This window comes from Acidovorax sp. Leaf191 (genome assembly GCF_001424425.1).
Classification (GTDB): domain Bacteria; phylum Pseudomonadota; class Gammaproteobacteria; order Burkholderiales; family Burkholderiaceae_C; genus Acidovorax.
Map to the genome: position 1 here is coordinate 37,668 of NZ_LMPT01000020.1, position 23,028 is coordinate 60,695.

Genomic DNA, 23,028 nt, shown 5'->3' on the forward strand with positions numbered 1-23,028 from the left:
TTACACATTTCCGCCCATCGCACCCATGGCGCCGTTGCGTTGCAGCGCCATTTCCCCAAGAAGCCCTGTGATCTCCGCTCTCTTGATGCCATTTGGCGCTCTTCAATCCGATACATTTGCAGTAACCTTCGGTAAGCTGCACCGCCAGCCGCCGTGCCCCATCCGCCGTTCCCGGCCTCATCGCAGTTGCCGCCCAACACGTCCACAGCATGTTTGTCATCATCGGTTACGTCGTCTGCCTCGGCTGCATCTTCGGCGTGTACATCGTGCACGGGGGAAACATCAGCGTGATCCTGAAGGCGCTGCCCTTCGAGATCATCACCATCCTGGGCGGCGCCCTGGGCGCCTTCGTGGTGAACAACCAGCCCAAGGTGATCAAGGCAACCATGGCCGCCATTCCGATGGCACTCAAGGGCTCCAAGTACACCAAGGAGCGCTATATGGAGCTCATGGCGATGCTCTACGACATCCTGCAAAAGGCCCGCAAGGAAGGCCTGATGGCGATCGAAAAGGATGTCGAGGCGCCCCATGAATCCGAGATCTTCAAGAAATACCCCACGGTGGGCAGCGACCACCACGTGATCGAGTTCACCACCGACTACCTGCGCATGATGGTGTCGGGCAACCTTAATTCCCACGAGATCGAGGCGCTGATGGACAGCGAGATCGACACCCACCACCAGGAGGCGCACGCCCCCGTGGCCGCGCTGGCCCGGCTGGCCGGCGCCCTGCCCGCCTTCGGCATCGTGGCCGCCGTGCTGGGCGTGGTGAACACCATGGGCTCGGTGGGCCAGCCGCCGTCGGTGCTGGGCGGCATGATCGGCTCGGCGCTGGTGGGTACGTTCCTCGGGATCTTGCTGGCCTACGGCGTGGTCGAGCCCCTGGGCGGCCTGGTCGAGCAAAAGACCGAGGACGCCGCCAAGGAACTGCTGTGCATCAAGTCCACACTGCTGGCCAGCATGCAGGGCTACAACCCCGCCACGGCCATCGAGTTCGGCCGCAAGGTGCTGTTCTCCAACGTCCGCCCGAGCTTCTCCGAGCTCGAAGGGCATGTGAAAGGCAAGAAGTAGCAGGAGCGGCACGCCCCCTCCCCTGATTCCCGAGCGCCATGGCAGAAAAGAAGCTCCAGCCCATCATCATCAAGCGCATCAAGAAAGGCGGCCATGCGGTGCATGGCGGCGCCTGGAAGATCGCGTACGCCGACTTCGTGACGGCGATGATGGCGTTCTTTTTGCTGATGTGGCTGCTGGGCTCCACCGCCAAGGGCGAGCTGCAGGGGATCGCGGCGTACTTTTCTTCGCCGCTCAAAGTCGCCATGACCGGGGGCGACGGCTCGGGCAACAGCTCCAGCGTGATTCCTGGCGGCGGCAACGACTTGGCCAAGGTGCACGGCCAGGTGCGCCGCTCCGACGTGGAAGAGGCCAAACAGCGCCGCATGAGCATCGACGCCGCCCGGGCCGAGCGCGCCAAGCAGGACCTGGACCGCATCAAGGCCCTGGAGGCCAAGATCGACGCGCTCATCACCGAAAACCCGCGCCTGAACGAATACAAGTCGCAGATCCGTATCGACATCACCCCCGACGGCCTGCAGATCCAGATCATCGACGACCAGAACCGCCCCATGTTCGACAGCGGCAGTGCGTTGGTGAAACCCTACATGCGCGAAATTCTGCGCGAAATCGGCGCCGCCCTGAACAGCGTCGAAAACCGCATCAGCCTGGCCGGCCACACCGATGCCGTGCCGTATGGCAACAGCGACCGCGGCTACAGCAACTGGGAGCTGTCGGCCGACCGGGCCAACGCGTCGCGGCGCGAATTGGTCTCGGCCGGCATGCCAGACGCTAAACTGGGACGTGTGGTGGGCCTGGCGGCCAGCGATCTGCTGGAGCCAAAAAACCCGCGCGCTCCCGCCAACCGGCGCATCACCATCACGGTGCTGACCCGCGAAGCCGAAGAACGTCTCATGGGTAAAGGGATCCCCGAAATCACTTCCACAGAACTGTTGAATGAAAAGCGGGAAAATCCCCCCCCAGGCAGATGACGGTTACGACTTGTCACCAACGCTGCCGCCCATGACAATACTTACAGATACTTCCGACCGAAAGGGTCCCACGTGACCACAGCCCTTCGTTTTTTGATTGTTGACGACTTCTCCACCATGCGGCGCATCGTGCGCAACCTGCTCAAGGAAAGCGGTTTTGCCGATGCCGATGAAGCCGAGGATGGCGTTGCCGCGCTGAACAAGCTGCGCAACAGCAAGTTCGACTTCGTGGTCACCGACATCAACATGCCCAACATGAACGGGTTCCAGTTGCTGGCGGAGATCAAGAAGGACGACAAGCTCAAGCACTTGCCCGTCCTCATGGTCACCGCCGAAGCCCGCAAGGAAGACATCGTGGCCGCAGCCCAGGGTGGCGCAGCAGGCTACATCGTCAAGCCCTTTACCAAGGCCACGCTGGAAGAAAAGGTGACCTTGATTCTCAAGAAGATGGGGCTATGACATCATGGACGCCACACCGGACCACAGCCAACAGCCCGCCGAAGTCCATCAGAAGATCGGCCTGCTGACCCGGCAACTGCACGACTCGCTCAACGAACTGGGCTACGCCGACAAGCTGCGCGGCTCCATGGGCGAGCTGCCCGACGCGCAAAGCCGCCTGTCCTACATCGCCCGCCTGACCGGCGAAGCGGCGGAAAAGGTGCTCAACCGCGTGGAGCAGGCCAAGGCCCAGCACGACTACATCGCGGCGGAAACGCGCCGGGTGGTGACGTCCCTGGTCAAGGACCCCGTGGCCGCCGTGGCCAAGGGAGAGATCATGAACTTCCTGACCGACGTGGAGCGGGTGACCAAGGAAGCGGACACCCACCTCACCGAAATCATGATGGCCCAGGACTTCCACGACCTCACCGGCCAGGTGATCGCGCGCGTGGTGAACCTGGCGGCCAACATCGAAGAGCAGCTGGTGCAGCTGCTCATCCAGACGGCGCCGCCCAATGCCCAGGTGCCCGCCGTCGAGGCCAAGCCCGCGCACCTGCAGGGCCCGGTGGTCGACCCCGAAAACACGCCGGACGTGGTCACCGACCAGTCGCAGGTGGACGACCTGCTCGCCAGCCTCGGGTTCTGACCTCCCCCTGAGTCGCCTTCGGCGGCGTCCCTCTGCGGGGGGCGCACCCAGTGGCCTGGCAAAGCCAGTTGCACGGGTGCGCTGGCTTCGGACGCGCCGGTTTCGGAGGGCGCGCCTGTAGCTGGTCGCGCTGGCGCCCAGGAGGCCTGCAAAGGCCTCGCGGCACGGAAAAGCGGGCATCGACGCCCCCTTATCCACCTTTAGATTTCCGGGTCGCTCACGACAATGGCATGGCACCAGCCGTCATGCCATCATGGAATCCAGCCAAGAGAAAAACCTACCCGCGTCAGAGCGCAAACTGCAAAAAGCGCGCGAAGACGGCCAGGGTGCGCGCTCGCGCGACCTCTCGCACCTGGCGATCCTGGGTGCCGGCGCCGGTTGCATGCTGCTCCTGGCCCCGGCGCTGATGGAGCACATGCAGCTGGCCATGAGCCGCCAGCTGGCGTTCAACTCCGCCATCGTGATGGCGCCCGGCACCATGCTCAAGCGGCTGTCGGACATGGTGATCATCGGCATCATCGCCAGCGCGGTGTTCGCCATCCTCACCAGCGGCGCGGCCCTGATCAGCGCCATCGGCGCGGGCGGCTGGATCATGAGCAGCAAGCCCATCTCGCCCCAGTTCAACCGCCTGAACCCGATCTCGGGCGTAGCCAACCTCTTTTCCAAGCAGCAGATGGCCAACGTGGCCAAGATGGTGCTGATGACCGTGATCCTGAGCTACGTGGCCTGGAAGTTCATGGGCAACAGCATCGACACGGTCGCCATGCTGGTGCTGCAGCCCTCGCCCATGGCCATCCGCCAGCTGGCCGACTGGCTGACCTCCGGCATGAGCCTGCTGCTGCTGGTCGTGTTCCTGGCGGCGCTGGTGGACGTTCCGCTGCAGGCCTACTTCTTCAAGGCGCGCCTGAAGATGTCGCACGAGGAAATCAAGCAGGAGCACAAGGAGTCGGACGGCAACCCCCATATCAAGGGCCACATCCGCCAGAAGCAGCGCGAGATCGCCGAACGCGCCAGCGTCGGCGCCGTGCCCAAGGCCGACTTCGTGGTCATGAACCCCACCCACTACGCCGTGGCGCTCAAGTACGACGAAAAGACCATGGCCGCCCCCCAGGTGATCGCGCGCGGCACCGACCTCATCGCCCTGCGGATCCGCGACGTGGCCAAGGAGCACAACGTGCCCGTGCTGCAGTCGCCCATGCTGGCCCGCGCGCTGTATGCCCACGCCGAGCTCGACCAGGCCATCCCCGCCACGCTGTATACCGCCGTGGCCCAGGTGCTGGCCTATGTGTACCGCCTCAAGGCCGCGCTGCGCGGCGAAGGCCGCATGCCCGACAGCCTGGACGAGCCCTTCGTTCCGCCAGAGCTTGATCCGCTGAACCGCACCACCGTGCAAGGCACCGCCGTATGAATACCTCTGTAAAGTCTGTCCGGCTCTGGGCGGGCAACCACTCGAGCGCCCTTCAAGGCATGTCGGCGCCGCTGCTGGTGGTCGCCATCCTGGCGCTGATGGTGCTCCCGATCCCGCCGTGGCTGCTGGACGCATTCTTCACGCTGAACATCGCCGTCGCCCTGATGGTGATGATGGTGGCGGCGTACATGCTGCGCCCGCTGGATTTCGCGGCATTCCCCGCCGTCTTGCTGCTGACGACGCTGATGCGCCTGTCGCTCAACGTGGCCTCCACCCGGGTCGTGCTGCTGGAAGGCCACACCGGCCCCGGCGCGGCCGGTGCGGTGATCGAGGCCTTCGGGCACTTTCTGATCGGCGGCAATTTCGCCGTGGGCCTGATCGTGTTCGCCATCCTGGTGGTGATCAACTTCGTGGTGATCACCAAGGGCGCGGAGCGCATTGCCGAAGTGTCAGCCCGCTTTGCGCTCGACGCCATGCCGGGCAAGCAGATGGCGGTGGACGCCGACCTGAACGCCGGGATGATCGACGAAAAGGAAGCCAAGCGCCGGCGCGCCGAGGTCGCGGAAGAAGCGAACTTCTTCGGCTCCATGGACGGTGCATCCAAGTTCGTGCGCGGAGACGCCGTCGCCGGCATCCTGATCTTGCTGATCAACATCGTCGGCGGCTTTGCCATCGGCATGCTCCAGCACGGCCTGTCGGCCGGGCAGGCGGCCGACAGCTACATCCTGCTGGCCGTGGGCGATGCGCTGGTGGCGCAGATCCCCGGGCTGCTGATCTCGGTGGCCGCCGCGATGGTGATCTCGCGCGTGGGCAAGGACCAGGACATGGGCCGCCAGATCGTGGCGCAGCTGTTCATGTCGCCCCGCGTGGTGGGCGTGACGGCCGCCATCTTGCTGCTGCTGGGCATGATCCCCGGCATGCCGCACCTGGTGTTCCTGACCATGGGGGGCATGATGGCCTACGGCGCCTGGCTGCTGTACGAGCGCCAGAAGGTGCCGCCCGAAGTCGAGGCCCCGCCCGCCCCCGTGGCCGACGGCGAAGCCACCTGGGACGACCTGCAGCCCGTGGACCTGCTGGGCCTGGAGCTGGGCTACCGCCTGATCAGCCTGGTGGACAAGAGCCGCCAGGGCGATTTGCTCACCCGCATCAAGGGCGTGCGCCGCAAGTTCGCGCAGGAGGTCGGCTTCCTGCCGCCGGCCGTGCACGTGCGCGACAACCTGGAACTCAAGCCCAGCGGCTACCGCATCACCCTGCGCGGCGTGGTGGTGGGCGAAGGCGAAGCCTTCCCCGGCATGTTCCTGGCCATCAACCCCGGCGGCATCACCACGCCGCTGATCGGCACCCCCACGACCGACCCCGCGTTCGGCCTGCCCGCGCACTGGATCGACGACCGCCAGAAGGAAGCCGCACAAATGGCAGGTTTTACGGTCGTTGATTCCGAAACCGTGATGGCCACCCATTTGTCACACTTGATGCAAGTGCAAGCCGCCAAGCTCCTCAGTCGCACGGAAACGCAGCAACTGGTGGAACACGTGGCCAAGCTGGCCCCCAAGCTCATCGAAGAAGTGGTCCCCAAAATGGTCTCCATCGCAACGTTCCAGAAAGTCCTCCAGCTGCTGCTGGAGGAATCTGTGCACATCCGCGATATCCGCACCATCATCGAAACGCTGGCCGAGTTCGCCGGCGGCATCAGCGACCCCGTCGAGCTGGCCCGCCGCGTGCGCATTGCACTGTCGCCCGCCATCGTCCAGCAGATCTACGGCCCGACGCGCGAGCTCAACGTCATCGCCATCGAGCCGGGCCTGGAGCGCCTCCTGGTGCAGGCCCTGGGCAATGCCGCCGGCCCGGCCCTGGACCCCGGCGTCGCCGACATCCTGACCCAGAAGGCCGCCGAAGTGGCCCTCAAGCAGGAAGAAATGGGCCTGCCAGCCTGCCTGCTGGTGCCCGACCAGATCCGCAATGCCATCTCCCGCCTGGTGCGCCGCGTCGCGCCCCGCCTGCAGGTGCTGGCGCACAGTGAAATCCCCGAGACCCACACCATCCGCATTGGGCCGATCCTTAGAGGTGCATCAGCATGAACATCAAACGCTTTACCGCCCCCACGTCCCGGGAAGCTCTGGCCAAAGCACGCATGGCCTTTGGTGACGGCACCCTGATCCTGTCCAACCGCCCCACGGCCAATGGCGTCGAGGTGGTGGCCACGGCCGAGGACACGCTCTCGGCCCTGGATGGCAGCGGTGCGGGCGGCGGCGCGTCGCCGTCCTCCAACCCGCCCCTGCTGGCGCCCACGCCCCCCCGCAGCGCACCGCAGCGCGCCAGCCAGGGCGCAAGCCACAGCCAGGCCACCCTGTCCGCGCTGTCGGCCATGAACCGCAACCCCGTGGAAGAAGACACCGAGCAGCTCGCGATGAGCACGCTGTCCTTCCAGGACTATGTGCGCGAACGCATGCTGCGCCGCCGCCACGAAGCGCTGAACGGCCCGTCGGACCCGCCCACCCTGTCCGAGCGCAGCCGTGACGAAGCGCCCGAGCGCGAGCGCATCAGCAGCGCACCGGCCGTGGCGCGCCACAACCCGCTGCGCAGCATCCCCATGGACCTGCCGCCCGAGCAGCCCCGCCGCCGCCCCGAGCCCGCCGTGAGCCACGCCGTGCAGTCCGCCGCCAACCAGCAAAGCGTGATGACCGAGCTGCACGCGATGAAGGACCTGATCGAAGACCGCTTCAACACGCTGGCGTGGCTGGGGCAGGCGCGCCAGAACCCCATCCAGTCCAACCTGATGCTCAAGATGATCCGCGCCGGCTACTCGCCCTCGCTGGCCCGCGCGGTGCTGGAGCGCATGCCCGAAGAGCTGTCGGCCGCCGAATCGGTGCGCTGGCTGATGGAAGTGCTGGAGCGCAACCTCAAGACCGACCTGGCCGAGACCCCGCTGTATGAGCAGGGCGGCATCTTCGCGCTGGTGGGCTCCACCGGCGTGGGCAAGACCACCACCACCGCCAAGCTCGCGGCCATGTGCGCCCGCATCCACGGCCCCGGCAGCGTCGGCCTGATCACGCTGGACACCTACCGCGTGGGCGCCCACGAACAGCTGCGCACCTACGGCCGCATGCTGGGCATCGTGGCCCACCTGGCCCACGACCGCGCCGCGCTGCAGGACCTGCTGGGCCTGCTGTCGGGCAAGAAGATGGTGCTCATCGACACTACCGGCGTCGCCCCGCGCGACCCGCGCAAGCGCGACATGCTCGACGTGCTGGACCTGCCGCACGTCAACCGCCTGCTGGTGCTCAACGCCGGCTGCCATGGCGACACGCTGGACGACGTGCTCACCGCCTTCAAGACCGACGGCTCGCAGCAGGCCATCCTGTCCAAGGTGGACGAAGCCGTCAAACTCGGCCCCGCGATCGACGCGCTCATCCGCCACCAGATGGTGCTGCGCGGCGTGACCAACGGCCAGCGCGTGCCCGAGGACTGGGAGCGCGCCGATGCCCACAAGCTCATCAACACCTCGATGCGCGCACCGGTGAAGTCGGCGTTCGACCCCAAGGCCAGCGACCTGAACTTCTTCTTCTCGCACTCGCCGGACGGCATCAACGAGCGAGGGCTGGTCGATGCTTGATATCGGATTCCACCAGGGGGCAAGCCTGCACAGCTTCACGCCGCAGTCCGAACTGCGCGTGGTGGCGGTCGCCAGCCAGGACAACGCCGGCACGGGCCTCGAAGCCCTGTGGCAGGTCTGCGCCATCCTGCAGCGCCTGGGCCACCAGGTCGTGGTGCTGGACGGCACGGCGCACGAGACCGACGACAGCCCCGGCTTGCTGCACCTGCTGCAGCAGGCGCCGTGGAACGACGGCGCGCACCTGAACATGGGCGCCGCGGCCTCGTCGCTGGCCGTGATACCGGCCGCCAAGGGCCTGCAGCTCGCGGCCCGCCGCGCCCAGGCCAACGAGACCGCGCCGCTGCACGGCCTGCTGCCGTACTTCAGGACGTATGGCCTGATGGTGCTGCACGCGCCCGCGTCCACGCTCGGCCCATTGCTCACGCACACGGCGACCATTCCGCTCGTCGTGATGGGCAACGATGCCGCGGGCGTGCTCAAGAGCTACAAGAGCCTCAAGCAGATCGCGGTGCACACCGGCCTGCCCTGCATGGTGGCCGGCCTGCTGCACGGCAACACCGCCGCCGAGCGCAGAAAGACCCAGGGCGCCCTGCAGACCCTGCAGGAGTGCGCCGAACAGCACCTGTGCGGCCCCGTGCGCACCACGACCATCGCCACGCAAAGCCCGCAGGACCTGCAGCGCCTGGCCTTGCAACTGCTGGAAAATGCGGGCACTATCAGTGAATCGATGACCGCGCTCCCGCACCACAGTCCGACAGGCATGCCTGCGCATTTCTTTGCTCGGAGCCACTGATCAGATGTACACCGCCAAAGGCCAGCTCGATCGTGACGCGATGATCCGCCAGCATGTTCCGCTGGTTCGCAGGATCGCGCACCACATGATCGCCAAGCTGCCCCCCAATGTGGAGCTGGACGACCTGATCCAGGTCGGCATGATGGGCCTGGCGGAGGCGCTGTCGCGCTACGAGGTGGCGCAGGGCGTGCAGTTCGAGACCTTTGCCACCCAGCGCATCCGCGGCGCCATGCTCGACGAGCTGCGCGAGGGCGACTGGATGAGCCGCAGCTCGCGCAAGAGCCAGAAAGACATCGAGCACGCGGTGCACCGCCTGGAGCAAAAGCTCGGCCGCAGCCCGCTCGAATCCGAGATCGCCGACGAAATGGGCATGGAACTGCCCGAGTACCAGACCCTGCTGGGCAAGGTCCGGGGCACCCAGCTGGTGTACCTGGAGGACATGACCCACAACGAGGACGACGACGGTTTCCTCGACCGCCACGTGGCGGACGGCGACGCCGACCCCATGGAGATGCTGCGCGACCAGCGGCTCAAGGTGTCCCTGGTCAACGCCATCAAGAGCCTGCCCGAGCGCGAGCAGCACATCATGGGCATGTACTACGAGCACGACATGAATCTCAAGGAGATCGCGGCCGTGCTGGGCGTGACCGAGTCACGGGTGTGCCAGCTGCACAGCCAGTCCATCGCCCGGCTGCGGGCGAAGATGAGGGCGCACTAGCCGCTCCCCCCTGAGCGGCTGCGCCGCTTCCCCCTGGGGGGACGCCACCCCTGGACTGGCGGAGCCAGATCCACGGTGGCACTGGTATTTGGGCTGCGACCGCATCTACGGGCAGTGCGCAACGCCGAACTCCCACGTACTGGACACCGGTTTGCTATCGATAAAATAGCTGCTGGCGCTTGGCTGGCGTTGGATTCAACCGTTTTTTCCGTTCAAACGCAGGCGCAGCAAGCGCGGGCAGCTATCTTGTTTGAGTTACGGCTCGACTCAACCCGCGGATTTGTAGATGCGTGCCACGCCAGCCTTGCCGGGCTGGGCGGCGCGGCCGTCGCCGTAGGTGGCGGGGGTGCCGGCCTGGGGGATCATGCTGGCGACCTGGCGGTCGGCGTTGGCGGACAGGCGCGCGAGGCCGTCGCGGTGGTTGGCCAGCCTGTCGCTGATGGCGTCCACCCGTTTTTTCAATTGTGCAGGCAGGGGCAGGCCGCGCTGCGCGGACTGCTCCAGCGCATAGGTAAACTGCGCCGCTGCGTCCCGCAGGGCGATGCTGTGCTTTTCCAGGGTTTGGGGATCTGCCGCCAGGAGCGCGGCGGAGACTTTTTCGATCAGCTGTTCAACAGCCGAGAGGGATTCTTCCAGCGACATGGTGCATTGTGCGATGAACCGTGCTGGTATGCCAAGTGATGTTCAGTGCGCTCGTTGAACCCCGGCGTTCGTGGTGGGGTTCAACCGCGCGAGCGGGACAGGATCTCCTGGGCGTTGGAGAGCATCTTGTCGGCAATGGCTTCGGCATCCACCGAGAACGTGCCTTTTTCGATCGCCGTGCGCACGGCCTTCACCTTGCTGGCATCGAAATCGGCCGTGGTGCGGGCCGTCTGGTCGAGGGCACGGGCCGCGGTCGACACCGTGACGGGCACGCCGACGGCCGACGCCGTCAGTGCGTCTTTCGTGGCTCCTTCCGCAGCGGTTGCCGGCGGCTTGGCTTGCTTGGCAAGCCCTGTCTGCGGCAACCCGCCCGGGAGTTCCGGTTTTTGACCAATCTTCATCGCTCTCTCCACCACCCCGTTCGATGTGGGGCACAGTAGCAATGTTTTCGACCCATTTGGCGGGGACTTTAGCGATTTATCGCGGTCCGGTCATCAAAGAGTGACATCGATTGTCCCGTTTTCGCTCACGGTGCCACTGACTATTCGGCCATTGTCCATGCGGATACGGACAATCTGCCCCACCGACCCCGCCGACATGGCCTGGCCCGCGGACGTGACCGCATAACCCGGCCCCTGGGCCACCACCTTCACCTGGGCGCCTGCGCGAAACAGGTTGGGGGCACGCACCATGCTTTGGCGCAGCGCCTGCCCGGGCACCAGCTGGCGCGCCGCAATCTGCCCCACCCACAGGTCCGGGTTGGCCATGACCGGGGCGGACTCCGCCGCCCAGTCTACTTCCGCCTCGGTCGCGTCGGCAGCGGTCAGGACGGCGCCCGGCGCCACGGCGCTGGTCAGCACCCACGCGGGGCCGAAGGCCTTGACTGTAACCGGAAGATACACGTTCCAGGCCGTCTGGCCTTCCACGCACCGCAGCCCCAGGCGCGTGCGCCCCCACAGGCGCGAGCCCACCGGCAGATAGGGCTCGACCCGCGCACAGGGCGCCAGCCGCAGCCGGGAATCCAGCGAGCCCACGCTCACTTCCATGCGCAGCGGCAAGCCGGCGGGCTGGTTGCGCGTGAGGGCATCGTCCAGCCAGCGCTGGGTCAGCGGCCCCAGGTCCGCCGCAGGATCTGCCGCCGCCTGGGCGCGGGCCGAGCCCACGGAGCACAGCGCCGCGCCCAGCAGCACCGCAGCGGCCAGGGCGCCCCGCAGGGCGGAGCGCGCAGGCCGTGCCGGCACCGGGTGCAGGGCGGCGAATGAAAGGGAGGGAAAGCGGGGGGACGGTGTCGATGGCATGGGGGCCTCCTGGGCATCGCGGGGGGTCTTCGCGAGTCTTCACGGGTCTTCCCGCAGAGGGCGGCAAAGACTATTTCACGACTGGAACTATAGGCAGGCCCGGCCGGTGCAAAACCCGAAACTGCGCGCCCATTTCCGCGTTCTTCGCGCTTTAGAAAAAACCCACGCTCTCCACAATCGAGCCACGCCGGAAAACCCCCTGGACCGGCGTCTTTGCACTCCAGGGCCCGAGGCAAACATGCTCGACAAGATGACCAACCGGCTGGACTTCCACGGCAACGCACTGATCCTGCGTTCCGAGCGCCAGCGTGCCATCGCCAGCAACATTGCGAATTCGGACACCCCCGGCTACGTGGCGCGCGACTTCAAGTTCAGCGAAGCGCTGAAAGAAGCCACGGGCGAGAGCAGCACGGGCACCGGCTCGGGCTTCACCACCCGGCTCACCGCGGGTTCCGTGGGCACCGCCGGCACCACCGACGCGCGCCACATGCCCCTGCCCACCAGCCGCATGAGCGGCGAGCTGGGCGCCAAAGGCACGCTGGGCTATGCGGTGCAGACCCAACCCGCGCTGGACAACAACACGGTCGACCTGGACCGCGAACGCGCCAATTTCGTCGACAACGCCGTGCGCTACGAAGCCACGCTGCGGTTCATCAACGGCAACGCCAAAACCATGCTCAGCGCCATCCAGGGCCAATAAGCAGACGCCCCCCCCGCACCGAGCGCAGAAAGCGAGTCACCCCATGTCCATGTTCTCCATCTTCAATGTGTCGGGCAGCGCCGTCAGTGCGCAGTCGCAACGGCTCAACGTGGTGGCCAGCAACCTGGCCAACGTCGATGCGGTGGCCGGCCCCGACGGCAAGGCCTACAAGGCCCGCCAGGTGATGTTCCAGACGGAGCCCATGGGCGCGGACAGCTCGGCCGGCGTGCGCGTGACGGGCATCAACGAAAGCAACACCCCTGGCCGCAAGGTGCACGACCCGAGCCACCCGTCCGCCGACGAGCAGGGCTACGTCACGCACTCCAACGTCAACGCCGTGGAGGAGATGGTCAACATGATCTCCGCCTCCCGCTCCTACCAGAACAACGTCGAGGTCATGAACACGGCCAAGTCGCTGCTCCTCAAGACCCTGCAGATGGGCCAGTAACCCTAGGACGCCACCATGATCCTCAACTCCACCACCAGCGCACCCACGGTCACCGACGCGACCGGCGGCACCAAGGCGAACGCCGCCACCGACCCGGCGGCCGCGCAGGACCGGTTCCTCAAGCTGCTCGTCGCGCAGCTGAACAACCAGGACCCGATGAACCCGCTGGACAACGCCCAGATGACGTCGCAGATCGCGCAGATCAACACCGTCACCGGCATCCAGCAGCTCAACCAGACCATGCAGAGCATGTCCGAGCAGTTCAACTCGCTGCAGGTCATGCAGGGCACCACGCTCATCGGCCGCAACGTGATGACCGAGGGCTCGACCATCGCCGTGGCCGACAAGGTCGGCAAGGGCGGCTTCGAGCTGCCCTCGGCCGCCACGAACGTGAAGATCGAGGTCACCACCGCCGGTGGCCAGGTGGTGGACACGATCGACCTGGGCGCCAAGGGCGCAGGCCGCCACACCTTCGAGTGGGACGCCAGCAAGTACACCGGCGCAACCGACGCGCTGCAGTTCCGCGTCAGCGCCGTCAATGGCTCGGCCAAGCTGTCGAGCACGCCGCTGGCGCTGTCCAAGGTCACGGCTGCGGGCGCCGAGGACGGCCAGCTCATGCTGACCCTGGCCAACGGCAAGTCCATCAGCTACAGCCAGATCAAGGCCCTGGTGTAACGCCGGCCCGTCCCCCCTCTTTTTCTTCGCGTCCATAGGAGAACACCATGAGTTTCCAGCAAGGCCTGTCGGGCTTGAACGCCGCCAGCAAAAACCTCGATGTCATCGGGCACAACATCGCCAACTCCAACACCGTGGGCTTCAAGGCCTCGCGGGCCGAGTTCGCCGAGATGGTCGCGTCGGCGATCGGCTCGGCCGGTGGCACCAACGCCGGCATCGGTGTGGAAGTCGCCGCGGTGTCGCAGCAGTTCACGCAGGGCAACCTCACGATCACCGGCAACAGCCTCGATGTAGCCATCAACGGCAACGGCTTCTTCACGCTGACCATGCCCGATGGCACGCCTGCCTACACCCGCTCCGGCAACTTCAAGCTGGACAAGGAAGGCAACATGATCACCAACGACAACGCCAAGGTGATGGGCTACCCGGTGGACCCGACCACCGGCCTGCGGTCGGGCACCGACCCGATCCCGATGGTCTTCCCCACGGCCGAGCCGATTCCGGCCAAGCAGACCACCAAGATCACCGCCGCGTTCAACCTGCCGGCCACCGCCACCGACGCTGCCGGCGACCCGGCCGCCACGCCGCCCGTTCCGGCCACGCCGCGCGCCACCTACGGCACGTCGATCAACGTGTTCGACAGCCAGGGCGTGCCCAAGCCGGTCAACCTGTACTTCCAGAAGACCGCGACCGACAACACCTGGGACGTGTACGACGCGCTCGACGACCCCACGGCCGTGCCGCCGGTGGTGGCCACGCCGATCGGCCAGATCACGTTCGACAACAACGGCGCCATCACCGGCCCCGCCGCCACGCCGCCCGCCACCGGCTTCTCGCTGCCGCTGACCGTCAACCCCACGCCACCGAACCCCAACAACCTGCCCACCTTCACCGTGGACGTGGGCCTCGACAAGGTGTCCCAGAGCGGCAACAAGTTCGCGGTGTCCAACCTCAGCCAGGACGGCTACACCACGGGCGAGCTCACCGGCATCAACATCGAGAACAACGGGATGATCATGACCCGTTACTCCAACGGCGTGACCCGTGCCGAAGGCCAGGTCGCCCTGTCGAGCTTCCGCAATACGCAGGGCCTGGCCTCGGTGGGCGGCAACAACTGGGTGGCCACGTTCGAATCCGGCCAGCCGGTGGCGGGCACCGCGACGGACGGCAACTTCGGCTCGCTGCGCTCGGGGGCCCTGGAAGACTCCAACGTCGACCTGACCGCAGAGCTCGTGAACATGATGACCGCGCAGCGGGCCTACCAGGCCAACGCGCAGACGATCAAGACGCAAGACCAGGTGATGTCCACCCTGGTGAATTTGCGCTGATCGACCTGATCGACCTGATCACCCGCCACTGACCCTGCACTGGACTTCGGAAAGCACCTATGGACCGCATCATCTACACCTCGATGACAGGCGCCAACGCGGCCGCCCACCGGCAGTCCGTGCTGTCCAACAACCTGGCCAACGCGTCCACGCAGGGTTTTCGCGCGGAGATGTCCACCTTCCGCTCGGTGCCCATGCAGGGCGACGGCTCCAAGACCCGCGTCTTCGCGCTGGAAGCCACCTCGGGCTACGTGAACACCCCCGGCCCGGTGCAGCGCACGGGCCGCAACCTCGATGCCATGGCCGCCGGCAACGCCTGGTTCGCGGTGCAGGGTCTGGATGGCACCGAGGCCTACACCCGCGCGGGCAGCTTCGAAGTCTCGGCCACGGGCCAGCTGCTCACGCCCACCGGGCTGCCCGTGCTGTCCGACGGCGGCGCGCCCATCGACGTGCCACCCGGGGCCGATGTCTCGCTGGGCAGCGACGGCACCATCACCGCCAAGATCGCAGGCCAGGCCGCGCAGAACATCGGCCGCCTGAAGCTGGCCACGCCCACGGCGGAAGACCCGCTCAAGCGCGGCGACGACGGGCTGTTTCGCGCCGCGTCGGGCGACCCCCTGCCCAACGACGCCAATGCCCGCATGCTGTCCGGCGCGCTCGAAGGCTCCAACGTGAACCCGGTGGAGAGCATGGTCGGAATGATTGCCGCATCGCGCCAGTTCGAGCAGCAGATGCGCCTCTTGCAGACCGCCGAGGCCAACGACAAGACCGCCAGCCAGTTGCTGAGCATGAACGGCTGAAGCGGCTCTGACCGCCGCCAAGCCATAAGGAAGCACCATGATCAACTCCCTCTGGATCGCCAAGACCGGCATGTCTGCCCAGCAGACCCAGCTCGACGTCATCTCGCACAACCTGGCCAACGTCTCCACCACCGGCTACAAGCGCAACAACGCGGTGTTCGAAGACCTGATCTACCAGAACCTGCGCCAGGTGGGCGCCGCCACCACCGAGCAGAACCAGCTGCCCACCGGCCTGCACCTGGGCCTGGGCGTGCGCACCGTGGCCMCCAGCCGCAACTTCGTGCAGGGCAGCCTGCAGGAGTCGAAGAACAACCTGGATGTGGCCATCAACGGCAACGGCTTCTTCGAAGTGACCATGCCCGACGGCACCATCGGCTACACCCGCGACGGCTCGTTCCAGGTCGATGCGCAGGGCCGCATGGTCACCTCCAGCGGCCTGCCCGTGGCCAACGGCATCACCGTGCCCGCCAACGCCACCAGCATCACCATCAGCGCCGACGGCGTGGTGTCCGCCACCGTGCAGGGCAACACCCAGCCCCAGCCCCTGGGCAACCTGGCGATGGCCGCATTCATCAACCCGGCGGGCCTGGAGCCCATCGGCCAGAACCTGTTCAAGGAATCCGCCGCCTCGGGCCAGCCCCAGCAGGGCACGCCCGGCACCAACGGCCTGGGCATCCTGAAGCAGGGCTTTCTGGAAGCCTCCAACGTGAACGTGGTGGAAGAACTGGTGACCATGATCCAGACCCAGCGCGCCTACGAAATGAATTCCAAGGCCATCCAGACCTCCGACCAGATGCTGGCCAAGCTCGCACAGCTGTGACGATGACGATGACGATGACGATGACGATGACGATGACGACAGGAGCCTTTGCCATGCTGCAGTTCAACCGCCTTCTCGCCCTGCCCGCCGCCCTCGGTGCGCTGGTGCTCACCGGCTGCGCCACCATGTCGCCGCCCCCGCCCGTGGACATCCTGCCCACCACGCCGCCGCCCATCGCCGCAGTGCAGCGCACACCAGCGCCGGTGACCGGCAGCCTGTTCCACAACGCCAGCTACCGGCCTGCGTTCGAAGACCGCCGCGCGCGCCTGGTGGGCGACAACGTGACGATCATGATCGTGGAGAACGTGACGGCCAGCCAGAAGTCGTCGTCCACGGTGGACCGCACCTCCGAAGCCAAGGCCGGCATCACCAACCTGCCCTTCGTGAAGAAGTCGCTCAGCGACGTGACCACGCTGGGCGCGGGCTCGGAGAACACCTTCTCCGGCAAGGGCGGCACGGAAAGCGCCAACACCTTCACCGGCTCGATCACCGCCACCGTGGTGGACGTGCTGCCCAACGGCCACCTGGTCGTGACGGGCGAAAAGCAGATCGGCGTGAACCAGAACGTGGATGTGCTGCGCTTCTCCGGCACCATCGATCCGCGCGCCCTGCAGCCCGGCAGCATCGTGAATTCCACCCAGGTGGCCAACGTGCGCGTCGAGTCGCGCGGCCGCGGGGCGCAGAACGAAGCCCAGGCCATGGGGTGGATGAACCGGATCTTCAATACCATCACGCCGTTCTAGAGTTCCACCCCCTGAGGCGCTGCGCGCCTTCCCCCTCTCTCTACGCGCTGCGCGCTCCGGGAGGGGGACGCCGCCAGCGCGGCGGGGCGGCCCTTGCGCGGCGGCCCTCGCCTGGGGCGCGCCAGTTTTTACGAGCGTTGTTTCTGGACGCGCCCGGGCTCCAATCCCGGGGGCATGGGGACTTCGTACGTCTGGGCGCTTTGGTGCTCCCATAGCATCGTTGCTACATAATTCATAGCTACTGGCGCTTATCCATCAAGCGGTAGAGGCTATTTTTATTCATATCCAGCCCCCTCGCGCGGCACCGGCGCCTGCCTGGATTTCCGCGCGCCGCTGGCCGTTCCCCACCCATCCGGGAACGCACGCAATAAGCCGGTGAACCTGCTTCTTTTTGGGTTTTAGTTCCTGGCGGGGCCGACCACAATCGATGCCATGAAAGCCTTGTCCCATTCCCTCCTGCCACGCTCTGCGCGCGCGCTATGGCTGCTGCTGGCCTTTGTGGCTGCTGGTGTGGCGCTGCCCGCCCATGCGCTGCGCATCAAGGAAGTGGCCGCGGTGCAAGGCGTGCGCAGCAACCAGTTGACGGGCTACGGCCTGATCGTGGGCCTGGACGGCACCGGCGACCAGACCACGCAGATGCCCTACACCACGCAGGCGATGTCGAACTACCTGCAGCAGATGGGCATCAGTCTGCCGCCCGGCTCGGCCAATCAACTGCAGCTCAAGAACGTGGCGGCGGTGATCGTCACGGCGCAGCTGCCCGCGTTTGCGCAGCCCGGGCAGATGATCGACATCAACGTGTCTTCCATGGGCAACGCCAAGTCGCTCAAGGGCGGCACTCTCATCGTCACGCCCCTGCGCGGTGCCGACGGCGAGATCTACGCGCTGGCCCAGGGCAACGTGGTCGTCGGTGGCGCAGGTGCCTCCGCCGGCGGCAGCAAGGTCCAGATCAACCACCTGAGCGCCGGTCGCGTGCCGCAGGGCGCGCAGGTCGAGCGGGCGGTGCCCACGCCGCTGAACGAGGGTGCCACCATCAACCTGGGGCTCAACGCCTCCGACTTCCAGGTGGCCCGCCGCGTGGCGCAGGCCATCAATACCAAGCTGGGCAACGGCCTGGCCACGGCGCTGGACGGCCGCACGGTGCAGGTGCGCGCCCCCATCGACCCGGGCGCCCGCGTCGGCTTCATCGCCGACCTCGAAGAGCTGCAGCTCGAAGCCATGACACCGGCCGCCAAGGTGGTCATCAATGCCCGCACCGGCTCCGTGGTGCTCAACCAGGCGGTCACCCTGGGCCCCTGCGCCATCGCGCACGGCAACCTGTCGATCACCATCAGCTCCACGCCCGTCATCAGCCAGCCCAACCCGCTCTCGCAAGGGCAGACCGTGGTGGCGCAGCAAAGCGACATCCGCATCAACCAGGAGCCGGGCAACATCATCCAGATGCCCCCGTCGCCCCAGTTGGCAGACGTGGTCAAGGCGCTGAACACGCTGGGCGCCACGCCCGGCGACCTGCTGGCCATCCTGCAGGCCATCAAGGCCGCCGGCGCCCTGAACGCCGAACTGGAAGTCATATGACCCCCCCTGAGCCGCTTCGCGTCTTCCCCCCAGGGGGACACCGCCAGCAGCCTGGCACAGCCAGTTCTGCGGCGGTCGCTGGCCTGGGCCGTGCCTGTGCGACGCGCAACGGACAAGAGACACCGCGCCAAGGAGCTTGACCATGGCCATGACCCTGCCCTCCTCCGGTAGCACCGCCAGCACGTCGAACGCGCTGGCGGTGGACATCCGCTCGCTGAACTCGCTCAAATACGACGCGGGCACGGCCAACAACGCGCAGACCACGCGCGAGGTGGCCAAGCAGTTCGAATCGCTGTTCATGCGCGAGCTGATCAAGAGCATGCGCGACGCGACGATGAAGTCCGGCCTGATGGAAGGCGAGCAGGCCAACCTCGGCCAGGACATGCTGGACCAGCAGCTGTCGGTGAACATGGCCGGCATGCAGGGCGGCCTGTCCGAAGCCATCGCGCGCCAGCTGTCGCGCCAGATGGGCGGGGCCGACACCACCTTCTCCGTACCGTCCACGCTGAGCCTGCAGCGCTCCCTGCCCGGCGCTGCCGCGGCTTCGGGCAGCGCGCCCGCAGAGGCCACCATGCAGGCGCCCAAGGGCCGCGAAGGCTTCGTGCAGCACCTCTCGGGCACGGCGGAGCGCGTGGCCCAGGACAGCGGCATACCGGCGAGCTTCATGCTCGGCCAGGCCGGCCATGAAACCGGCTGGGGCAAGAGCGAGATCCGCCACAAGGACGGCTCCAACTCGTTCAACCTGTTCGGCATCAAGGCCGGCAAGGGCTGGACGGGCAAGGTCGCCGAGATCACGACCACCGAATTCATCAACGGCAAGCCCCAGAAGGTGACGGCCAAGTTCCGCGCCTACGACTCGTACGAGGATTCGTTCCGCGACTACGCACGACTGATCAACGACAACCCCCGCTACGAAAAGGCCCAGGCCACCGCCAAGACCGGCTCGGCCGTGGCCTACGCCGCCGAGCTGCAAAAGGCCGGGTACGCGACGGACCCGGACTACGCCAAGAAGCTCAGCGGCGCCATCAACAGCGCGCTGCGCACTCAACGTGCCCAGGCATGAGAACGCGAGGTAAGCCATGAGCCTGCTCAACGTCGGCGCCCGCGCACTGCTGGCCAACCAGGTCGCCCTGCAGACCGCAGGCCACAACATCGCCAACGTCAACACGCCCGGCTATTCGCGCCAGACCGTGGTGCTGCAGACGGTGCAGGGCCAGTTCACCGGTGGCGGCTACATCGGCCAGGGCGTGGACGTGCAGACCATCCTGCGCAACCAGAGCGAGCTGCTCACGCGCCAGTCGGCCACGGCCGGCTCGGTGCAATCGGCCGACATCGTGCGCGCCGAGCGCCTGCGCCAGCTGCAGGAGGTCTTCAGCGGAGGCACCGCCGGCCTGGGCGCGGCCATCAACGACATGATGAACGCGTTCTCCGACGTGGTGAGCGCCCCCACCGACATCACCGCCCGCACGGTGGTCCTCACCCGCATGGACGAAACCGCCGCACGCATGCGCTCGGCCGCCGACCGGCTCAACGAGATCCAGTACACCGTCAGCGAGCAGCTGGGCAGCAGCGTCACCGCGGTGAACAGCCTGGCCAAGCAAATGGCCAGCATCAACGAGCAGATCGCCCGCGCCAAGGGCAACGGCCAGACACCCAACGACCTGCTGGACCAGCGCGACCAGGTCATCCGCGACATCAACCAGTACATCCAGACCACGCAGATCCCGGCCGACGACGGCACCGTGGGCCTGTTCGTGGCCGGCAGCCAGCCGCTGGTGCTGGGCACCACCGCCACCAGCCTCTCGGTGGACGACGCCACCGCCTTCCCGGGCAGCGGTCAGATCAAGCTGTTCTTCAACCGCCCCGGCTCGCCCGCCATCGAGATGGACGAGAACGTGCTGGGCGGCGGCTCCATGTCGGGCCTGCTGCGCTTCAACAACACCGACCTGGCGGAAGGCCGCAACCTGCTGGGCCGCATGGCGATGGCCATCGGCACGACGATGAACGACCAGCACAACCTGGGCCTCACGCTCGACGGCGCGCTGGGCAAGGACCTGTTCTCGCTGCCCGCCAGCATGCCCGGCCACACCAACGGCGCGGGCGTGGGCACCGTCTCCTTCACCGGCCCCACGCAGTTCGCCGCATCGGACTACGAGATACGTTTCACCACCGGCACCGCTGGCCAGGTGGTGCGCCTGTCGGACGGCAAGTCCACCGCATTCACCAGCGCCGCCAACCTGGCCACGCTGCAGATCGACGGGCTCAACTTCAACCTGACCACGCCGGGCAACCCGGGCGAGCGCATGCTGTTCAAGCCGTTCAGCACGGCCGCCAGCAACATCCAGGCGCTGGTGTATTCGCCGCGCGACCTGGCCGTGGCCAACCCGGTCAACGCCGCCATGGGCACGTCCAACGGCGGCACCATGCAGCTGGCGGGCCTCAAGGCCACCGGCCTGCCCAACCCGCCCGGGCTGGTGCTGCCGCCCAACGCCAACCCTGCCGCCGTGCCCCCCATCCTGGGCGGCATCCAGCTGCAGTTCACCGCCGGCCCGCCCACCACGTACGACGTGCTCAACCGCGGCACCGCGCCGCCCACCACCGTGGCCACCGCGCAGCCCTACACCCCGGGCGCACCCATCAGCATCAACGGCTGGGAGATCAAGCTGCAGGGCACGCCCAACACGGGCGACACGGTGGTCATCGGCAATGCGTCGGACCCGCAGTACGGCGACACCTTCACCCGCAACTCGGGCAACGCCAGCGCGCTGATGGGCCTGCGCGACGTGAAGATGTTCGACGAATCCACGCTCTCCGACGGCTACGCCGGCGCCATCGCGCAGGTGGGCACCCGCACGCAGAGCTCGCTGTTCGCGGCCGAGCTGTCCACCACCATCGCCTCCAACCTGGAGCGCGACCGCACTGCGATCTCGGGCGTGAACCTGGACGAAGAGGCCGCCCGCCTGATCCAGTACCAGCAGGCCTACCAGGCATCGTCCAAAATGATCCAGATCGCGCAGAACATCTTCGACTCGCTGATCCAGGGCCTGGGCCGCTGATGCCCGCACCGCACAGAGCTAGGAGCCTCCCATGAGCAGCAGCATCTACCGCATTGGCACCGCCAACATGTACGACAACGCCCTGCGCAACCTGGGCACGCGGCAGACCAACCTGTCCAACCTGCAGGAGAACCTCACCTCCGGCAAACGCGTGGTGCGCGCGAGCGACGACCCCGTGTCGGCCGCGCAGGCCGAACGCGCCATCAACCGCCTGGCCCGCATCCAGACCGAGCAGCGCGCGCTGGAAACCCAGCGCAACGCCGTCGCGCAGGCCGAGTCCGCGCTGGGCGATGCGGTCGACCTGGTGCAGAACTTCCGCGAACTGGTGGTGAACGCCGGCAGCGCCGCCCTGACCCCCAACGACCGCGCCACCATCGCCAACCAGCTGCAGGGACTGCGCGAGCAGCTGGTGGAGGTGGCCAACCGCAAGGACACCAACGGCATCCCGCTGCTCGGCGCACTGGGCAGCGCGCTGGCGCCGTTCCTCGGACCCCTGAGCAGTTCGCCCGACTACAACTTCAACGGCCTGCCCGGCCAGGCTGCCAGCTCCGGCGTGACCATCCCCGGCACACTCGACGGCGAAGCCGCCTTCATGTTCGACCCGCAGCGCGACGGCGTGTACACGGCCGGCGTGAGCACCATCCCGAGCAGCCGCTTCCTCAACACCACGGCCATCAAGCCCGTGGACGCGAGCCTGGTGACGGGCGACAACTACTCGATCGCTTTCAGCGCGGTCGGGCCCGGCGCCACGGCCGGCACCACCACGGCCACCTACACCATCACCAACACCACCACGGGTGCCGTGTCGGCCCCGGTGACGGTGCCCGATTTCCCGTCGGACAAGCCCATGAACGTCACGGTCGCCGGCATCCCCGGGTTGACCTTCGACATCAAGGGCACGCCGGCCAACGGCGACACCATCACGCTGCAGCCCAGCCCCAGCATGTTCAGCACCATGGACGCCGCGATCCGCGACATCCGCAACGCGCCGGACAGCAATGCGGCGGCGCAGGCCGTGGGCCAGGCGCTGGGCAACATGGACATCGGCCTCGAACGCATCCACAACATGCGCGGCTATGCGGGCGAGCTGCTCAACCGCGCGGACCGCATCACCGGCGACCAGGAGAAACGCTCCGTGCAGCTCGAAGGCGACCGGTCGCGGGCGGAGGATCTCGATATGATCCAGGGGATCTCGGACTTCCAGAACCAGCAGGTGGGCTACGAGGCCGCCCTCAAGTCCTACGCGCAGGTTCAGAAACTGTCCCTGTTCAACTTCATCAGCTAAC

General features: G+C 66.9%; 23 protein-coding genes. 20 read left to right on the forward strand and 3 right to left on the reverse strand.

Going from position 1 to position 23,028, the window contains the following annotated elements:
• Positions 1-209 precede the first annotated feature (209 nt).
• From motA to ASG27_RS20365, 9 genes are all read left to right on the forward strand, one after another.
• Positions 210-1,070: a flagellar motor stator protein MotA gene (gene motA / locus ASG27_RS20325; protein ID WP_056420049.1), complete on the forward strand. Its 861-nt coding sequence runs from the start codon at positions 210-212 to the stop codon at positions 1,068-1,070.
• Positions 1,071-1,108: 38 nt separating this feature from the next.
• On the forward strand, positions 1,109-2,041 hold the full coding sequence (gene motB, locus ASG27_RS20330) for a flagellar motor protein MotB (RefSeq protein WP_056420052.1): 933 nt from the start codon (positions 1,109-1,111) through the stop codon (positions 2,039-2,041).
• A 72-nt stretch (positions 2,042-2,113) separates the two neighbouring features.
• Positions 2,114-2,500: a chemotaxis response regulator CheY gene (gene cheY / locus ASG27_RS20335; protein ID WP_010466076.1), complete on the forward strand. Its 387-nt coding sequence runs from the start codon at positions 2,114-2,116 to the stop codon at positions 2,498-2,500.
• Positions 2,501-2,504: 4 nt separating this feature from the next.
• On the forward strand, positions 2,505-3,125 hold the full coding sequence (locus ASG27_RS20340) for a protein phosphatase CheZ (RefSeq protein ID WP_056420054.1): 621 nt from the start codon (positions 2,505-2,507) through the stop codon (positions 3,123-3,125).
• A 253-nt stretch (positions 3,126-3,378) separates the two neighbouring features.
• The gene (locus tag ASG27_RS20345) at positions 3,379-4,533 is read left to right on the forward strand and encodes an EscU/YscU/HrcU family type III secretion system export apparatus switch protein (protein ID WP_056420057.1); all 1,155 of its coding nucleotides are present in this window, start codon (positions 3,379-3,381) and stop codon (positions 4,531-4,533) included.
• Positions 4,530-6,611, forward strand: a complete 2,082-nt coding sequence (flhA, locus tag ASG27_RS20350; RefSeq protein ID WP_056420060.1) for a flagellar biosynthesis protein FlhA — start codon at positions 4,530-4,532, stop codon at positions 6,609-6,611. Before ASG27_RS20345 ends, flhA begins: the two co-directional genes overlap by 4 nt.
• Positions 6,608-8,146 (forward strand): flagellar biosynthesis protein FlhF, encoded by a 1,539-nt coding sequence (flhF, locus tag ASG27_RS20355; protein ID WP_056420063.1) that lies wholly within the window; start codon positions 6,608-6,610, stop codon positions 8,144-8,146. Before flhA ends, flhF begins: the two co-directional genes overlap by 4 nt.
• A complete protein-coding gene (locus tag ASG27_RS20360; RefSeq protein ID WP_056420066.1) occupies positions 8,139-8,939 on the forward strand; it encodes a hypothetical protein in 801 nt (266 codons plus the stop codon). Before flhF ends, ASG27_RS20360 begins: the two co-directional genes overlap by 8 nt.
• A gap of 4 nt (positions 8,940-8,943) precedes the next feature.
• A complete protein-coding gene (locus tag ASG27_RS20365) occupies positions 8,944-9,657 on the forward strand; it encodes an RNA polymerase sigma factor FliA (protein ID WP_056420068.1) in 714 nt (237 codons plus the stop codon).
• 267 nt (positions 9,658-9,924) lie between these two features.
• Here ASG27_RS20365 and ASG27_RS20370 read toward each other — a convergent pair whose 3' ends face one another.
• From ASG27_RS20370 to flgA, 3 genes are all read right to left on the reverse strand, one after another.
• Positions 9,925-10,299, reverse strand: a complete 375-nt coding sequence (locus ASG27_RS20370; protein WP_056420071.1) for a hypothetical protein — start codon at positions 10,297-10,299, stop codon at positions 9,925-9,927.
• Positions 10,300-10,379: 80 nt separating this feature from the next.
• Positions 10,380-10,700: a flagellar biosynthesis anti-sigma factor FlgM gene (gene flgM, locus ASG27_RS20375; protein ID WP_056420074.1), complete on the reverse strand. Its 321-nt coding sequence runs from the start codon at positions 10,698-10,700 to the stop codon at positions 10,380-10,382.
• A 93-nt stretch (positions 10,701-10,793) separates the two neighbouring features.
• Positions 10,794-11,597 (reverse strand): flagellar basal body P-ring formation chaperone FlgA, encoded by an 804-nt coding sequence (flgA, locus tag ASG27_RS20380; protein WP_056420076.1) that lies wholly within the window; start codon positions 11,595-11,597, stop codon positions 10,794-10,796.
• A 238-nt stretch (positions 11,598-11,835) separates the two neighbouring features.
• On the opposite strand from flgA, the gene flgB reads away from it, so the two are divergent.
• The 11 genes from flgB to flgL all read left to right on the forward strand — a co-directional run bounded on the left by flgB (position 11,836) and on the right by flgL (position 23,027).
• Positions 11,836-12,297: a flagellar basal body rod protein FlgB gene (flgB, locus tag ASG27_RS20385; protein ID WP_056420080.1), complete on the forward strand. Its 462-nt coding sequence runs from the start codon at positions 11,836-11,838 to the stop codon at positions 12,295-12,297.
• A gap of 43 nt (positions 12,298-12,340) precedes the next feature.
• On the forward strand, positions 12,341-12,745 hold the full coding sequence (flgC, locus tag ASG27_RS20390; protein WP_056420084.1) for a flagellar basal body rod protein FlgC: 405 nt from the start codon (positions 12,341-12,343) through the stop codon (positions 12,743-12,745).
• A 15-nt stretch (positions 12,746-12,760) separates the two neighbouring features.
• On the forward strand, positions 12,761-13,420 hold the full coding sequence (locus ASG27_RS20395; protein WP_056420088.1) for a flagellar hook assembly protein FlgD: 660 nt from the start codon (positions 12,761-12,763) through the stop codon (positions 13,418-13,420).
• A gap of 47 nt (positions 13,421-13,467) precedes the next feature.
• Positions 13,468-14,748, forward strand: coding sequence for a flagellar hook protein FlgE (flgE, locus tag ASG27_RS20400; protein WP_056420091.1), 1,281 nt, complete (start codon positions 13,468-13,470; stop codon positions 14,746-14,748).
• 59 nt (positions 14,749-14,807) lie between these two features.
• Positions 14,808-15,548 (forward strand): flagellar basal-body rod protein FlgF, encoded by a 741-nt coding sequence (gene flgF / locus ASG27_RS20405; RefSeq protein ID WP_056420094.1) that lies wholly within the window; start codon positions 14,808-14,810, stop codon positions 15,546-15,548.
• Positions 15,549-15,585: 37 nt separating this feature from the next.
• On the forward strand, positions 15,586-16,368 hold the full coding sequence (flgG, locus tag ASG27_RS20410; RefSeq protein ID WP_056423173.1) for a flagellar basal-body rod protein FlgG: 783 nt from the start codon (positions 15,586-15,588) through the stop codon (positions 16,366-16,368).
• A gap of 53 nt (positions 16,369-16,421) precedes the next feature.
• Positions 16,422-17,111, forward strand: coding sequence for a flagellar basal body L-ring protein FlgH (locus ASG27_RS20415; protein ID WP_056420100.1), 690 nt, complete (start codon positions 16,422-16,424; stop codon positions 17,109-17,111).
• 432 nt (positions 17,112-17,543) lie between these two features.
• The gene (locus ASG27_RS20420; protein WP_056420103.1) at positions 17,544-18,686 is read left to right on the forward strand and encodes a flagellar basal body P-ring protein FlgI; all 1,143 of its coding nucleotides are present in this window, start codon (positions 17,544-17,546) and stop codon (positions 18,684-18,686) included.
• A 142-nt stretch (positions 18,687-18,828) separates the two neighbouring features.
• Positions 18,829-19,749 (forward strand): flagellar assembly peptidoglycan hydrolase FlgJ, encoded by a 921-nt coding sequence (gene flgJ / locus ASG27_RS20425; RefSeq protein WP_056420106.1) that lies wholly within the window; start codon positions 18,829-18,831, stop codon positions 19,747-19,749.
• Between the two features lie 16 nt (positions 19,750-19,765).
• The gene (flgK, locus tag ASG27_RS20430) at positions 19,766-21,742 is read left to right on the forward strand and encodes a flagellar hook-associated protein FlgK (RefSeq protein ID WP_056420108.1); all 1,977 of its coding nucleotides are present in this window, start codon (positions 19,766-19,768) and stop codon (positions 21,740-21,742) included.
• A gap of 31 nt (positions 21,743-21,773) precedes the next feature.
• Entirely contained in the window at positions 21,774-23,027 is a 1,254-nt protein-coding gene (gene flgL, locus ASG27_RS20435) for a flagellar hook-associated protein FlgL (protein WP_056420110.1), read from the forward strand.
• Position 23,028 lies beyond the last annotated feature (1 nt).

What these genes read in the sequence shown, in the direction of transcription:
- flgF (WP_056420094.1), top strand. Translation starts at nt 14,808, where the DNA reads ATGGACCGCATCATCTACACCTCGATGACAGGCGCCAACGCGGCCGCC.
- motA (WP_056420049.1), top strand. Translation starts at nt 210, where the DNA reads ATGTTTGTCATCATCGGTTACGTCGTCTGCCTCGGCTGCATCTTCGGC.
- flgK (WP_056420108.1), top strand. Translation starts at nt 19,766, where the DNA reads ATGAGCCTGCTCAACGTCGGCGCCCGCGCACTGCTGGCCAACCAGGTC.
- flgB (WP_056420080.1), top strand. Translation starts at nt 11,836, where the DNA reads ATGCTCGACAAGATGACCAACCGGCTGGACTTCCACGGCAACGCACTG.
- flhF (WP_056420063.1), top strand. Translation starts at nt 6,608, where the DNA reads ATGAACATCAAACGCTTTACCGCCCCCACGTCCCGGGAAGCTCTGGCC.
- flgA (WP_056420076.1), bottom strand. Translation starts at nt 11,597, where the DNA reads ATGCCATCGACACCGTCCCCCCGCTTTCCCTCCCTTTCATTCGCCGCC.
- ASG27_RS20360 (WP_056420066.1), top strand. Translation starts at nt 8,139, where the DNA reads ATGCTTGATATCGGATTCCACCAGGGGGCAAGCCTGCACAGCTTCACG.
- ASG27_RS20420 (WP_056420103.1), top strand. Translation starts at nt 17,544, where the DNA reads ATGAAAGCCTTGTCCCATTCCCTCCTGCCACGCTCTGCGCGCGCGCTA.
- ASG27_RS20415 (WP_056420100.1), top strand. Translation starts at nt 16,422, where the DNA reads ATGCTGCAGTTCAACCGCCTTCTCGCCCTGCCCGCCGCCCTCGGTGCG.
- flgE (WP_056420091.1), top strand. Translation starts at nt 13,468, where the DNA reads ATGAGTTTCCAGCAAGGCCTGTCGGGCTTGAACGCCGCCAGCAAAAAC.
- flgJ (WP_056420106.1), top strand. Translation starts at nt 18,829, where the DNA reads ATGGCCATGACCCTGCCCTCCTCCGGTAGCACCGCCAGCACGTCGAAC.
- ASG27_RS20340 (WP_056420054.1), top strand. Translation starts at nt 2,505, where the DNA reads ATGGACGCCACACCGGACCACAGCCAACAGCCCGCCGAAGTCCATCAG.
- ASG27_RS20365 (WP_056420068.1), top strand. Translation starts at nt 8,944, where the DNA reads ATGTACACCGCCAAAGGCCAGCTCGATCGTGACGCGATGATCCGCCAG.
- flgC (WP_056420084.1), top strand. Translation starts at nt 12,341, where the DNA reads ATGTCCATGTTCTCCATCTTCAATGTGTCGGGCAGCGCCGTCAGTGCG.
- ASG27_RS20345 (WP_056420057.1), top strand. Translation starts at nt 3,379, where the DNA reads ATGGAATCCAGCCAAGAGAAAAACCTACCCGCGTCAGAGCGCAAACTG.
- ASG27_RS20370 (WP_056420071.1), bottom strand. Translation starts at nt 10,299, where the DNA reads ATGTCGCTGGAAGAATCCCTCTCGGCTGTTGAACAGCTGATCGAAAAA.
- motB (WP_056420052.1), top strand. Translation starts at nt 1,109, where the DNA reads ATGGCAGAAAAGAAGCTCCAGCCCATCATCATCAAGCGCATCAAGAAA.
- flgL (WP_056420110.1), top strand. Translation starts at nt 21,774, where the DNA reads ATGAGCAGCAGCATCTACCGCATTGGCACCGCCAACATGTACGACAAC.
- ASG27_RS20395 (WP_056420088.1), top strand. Translation starts at nt 12,761, where the DNA reads ATGATCCTCAACTCCACCACCAGCGCACCCACGGTCACCGACGCGACC.
- flgM (WP_056420074.1), bottom strand. Translation starts at nt 10,700, where the DNA reads ATGAAGATTGGTCAAAAACCGGAACTCCCGGGCGGGTTGCCGCAGACA.
- flhA (WP_056420060.1), top strand. Translation starts at nt 4,530, where the DNA reads ATGAATACCTCTGTAAAGTCTGTCCGGCTCTGGGCGGGCAACCACTCG.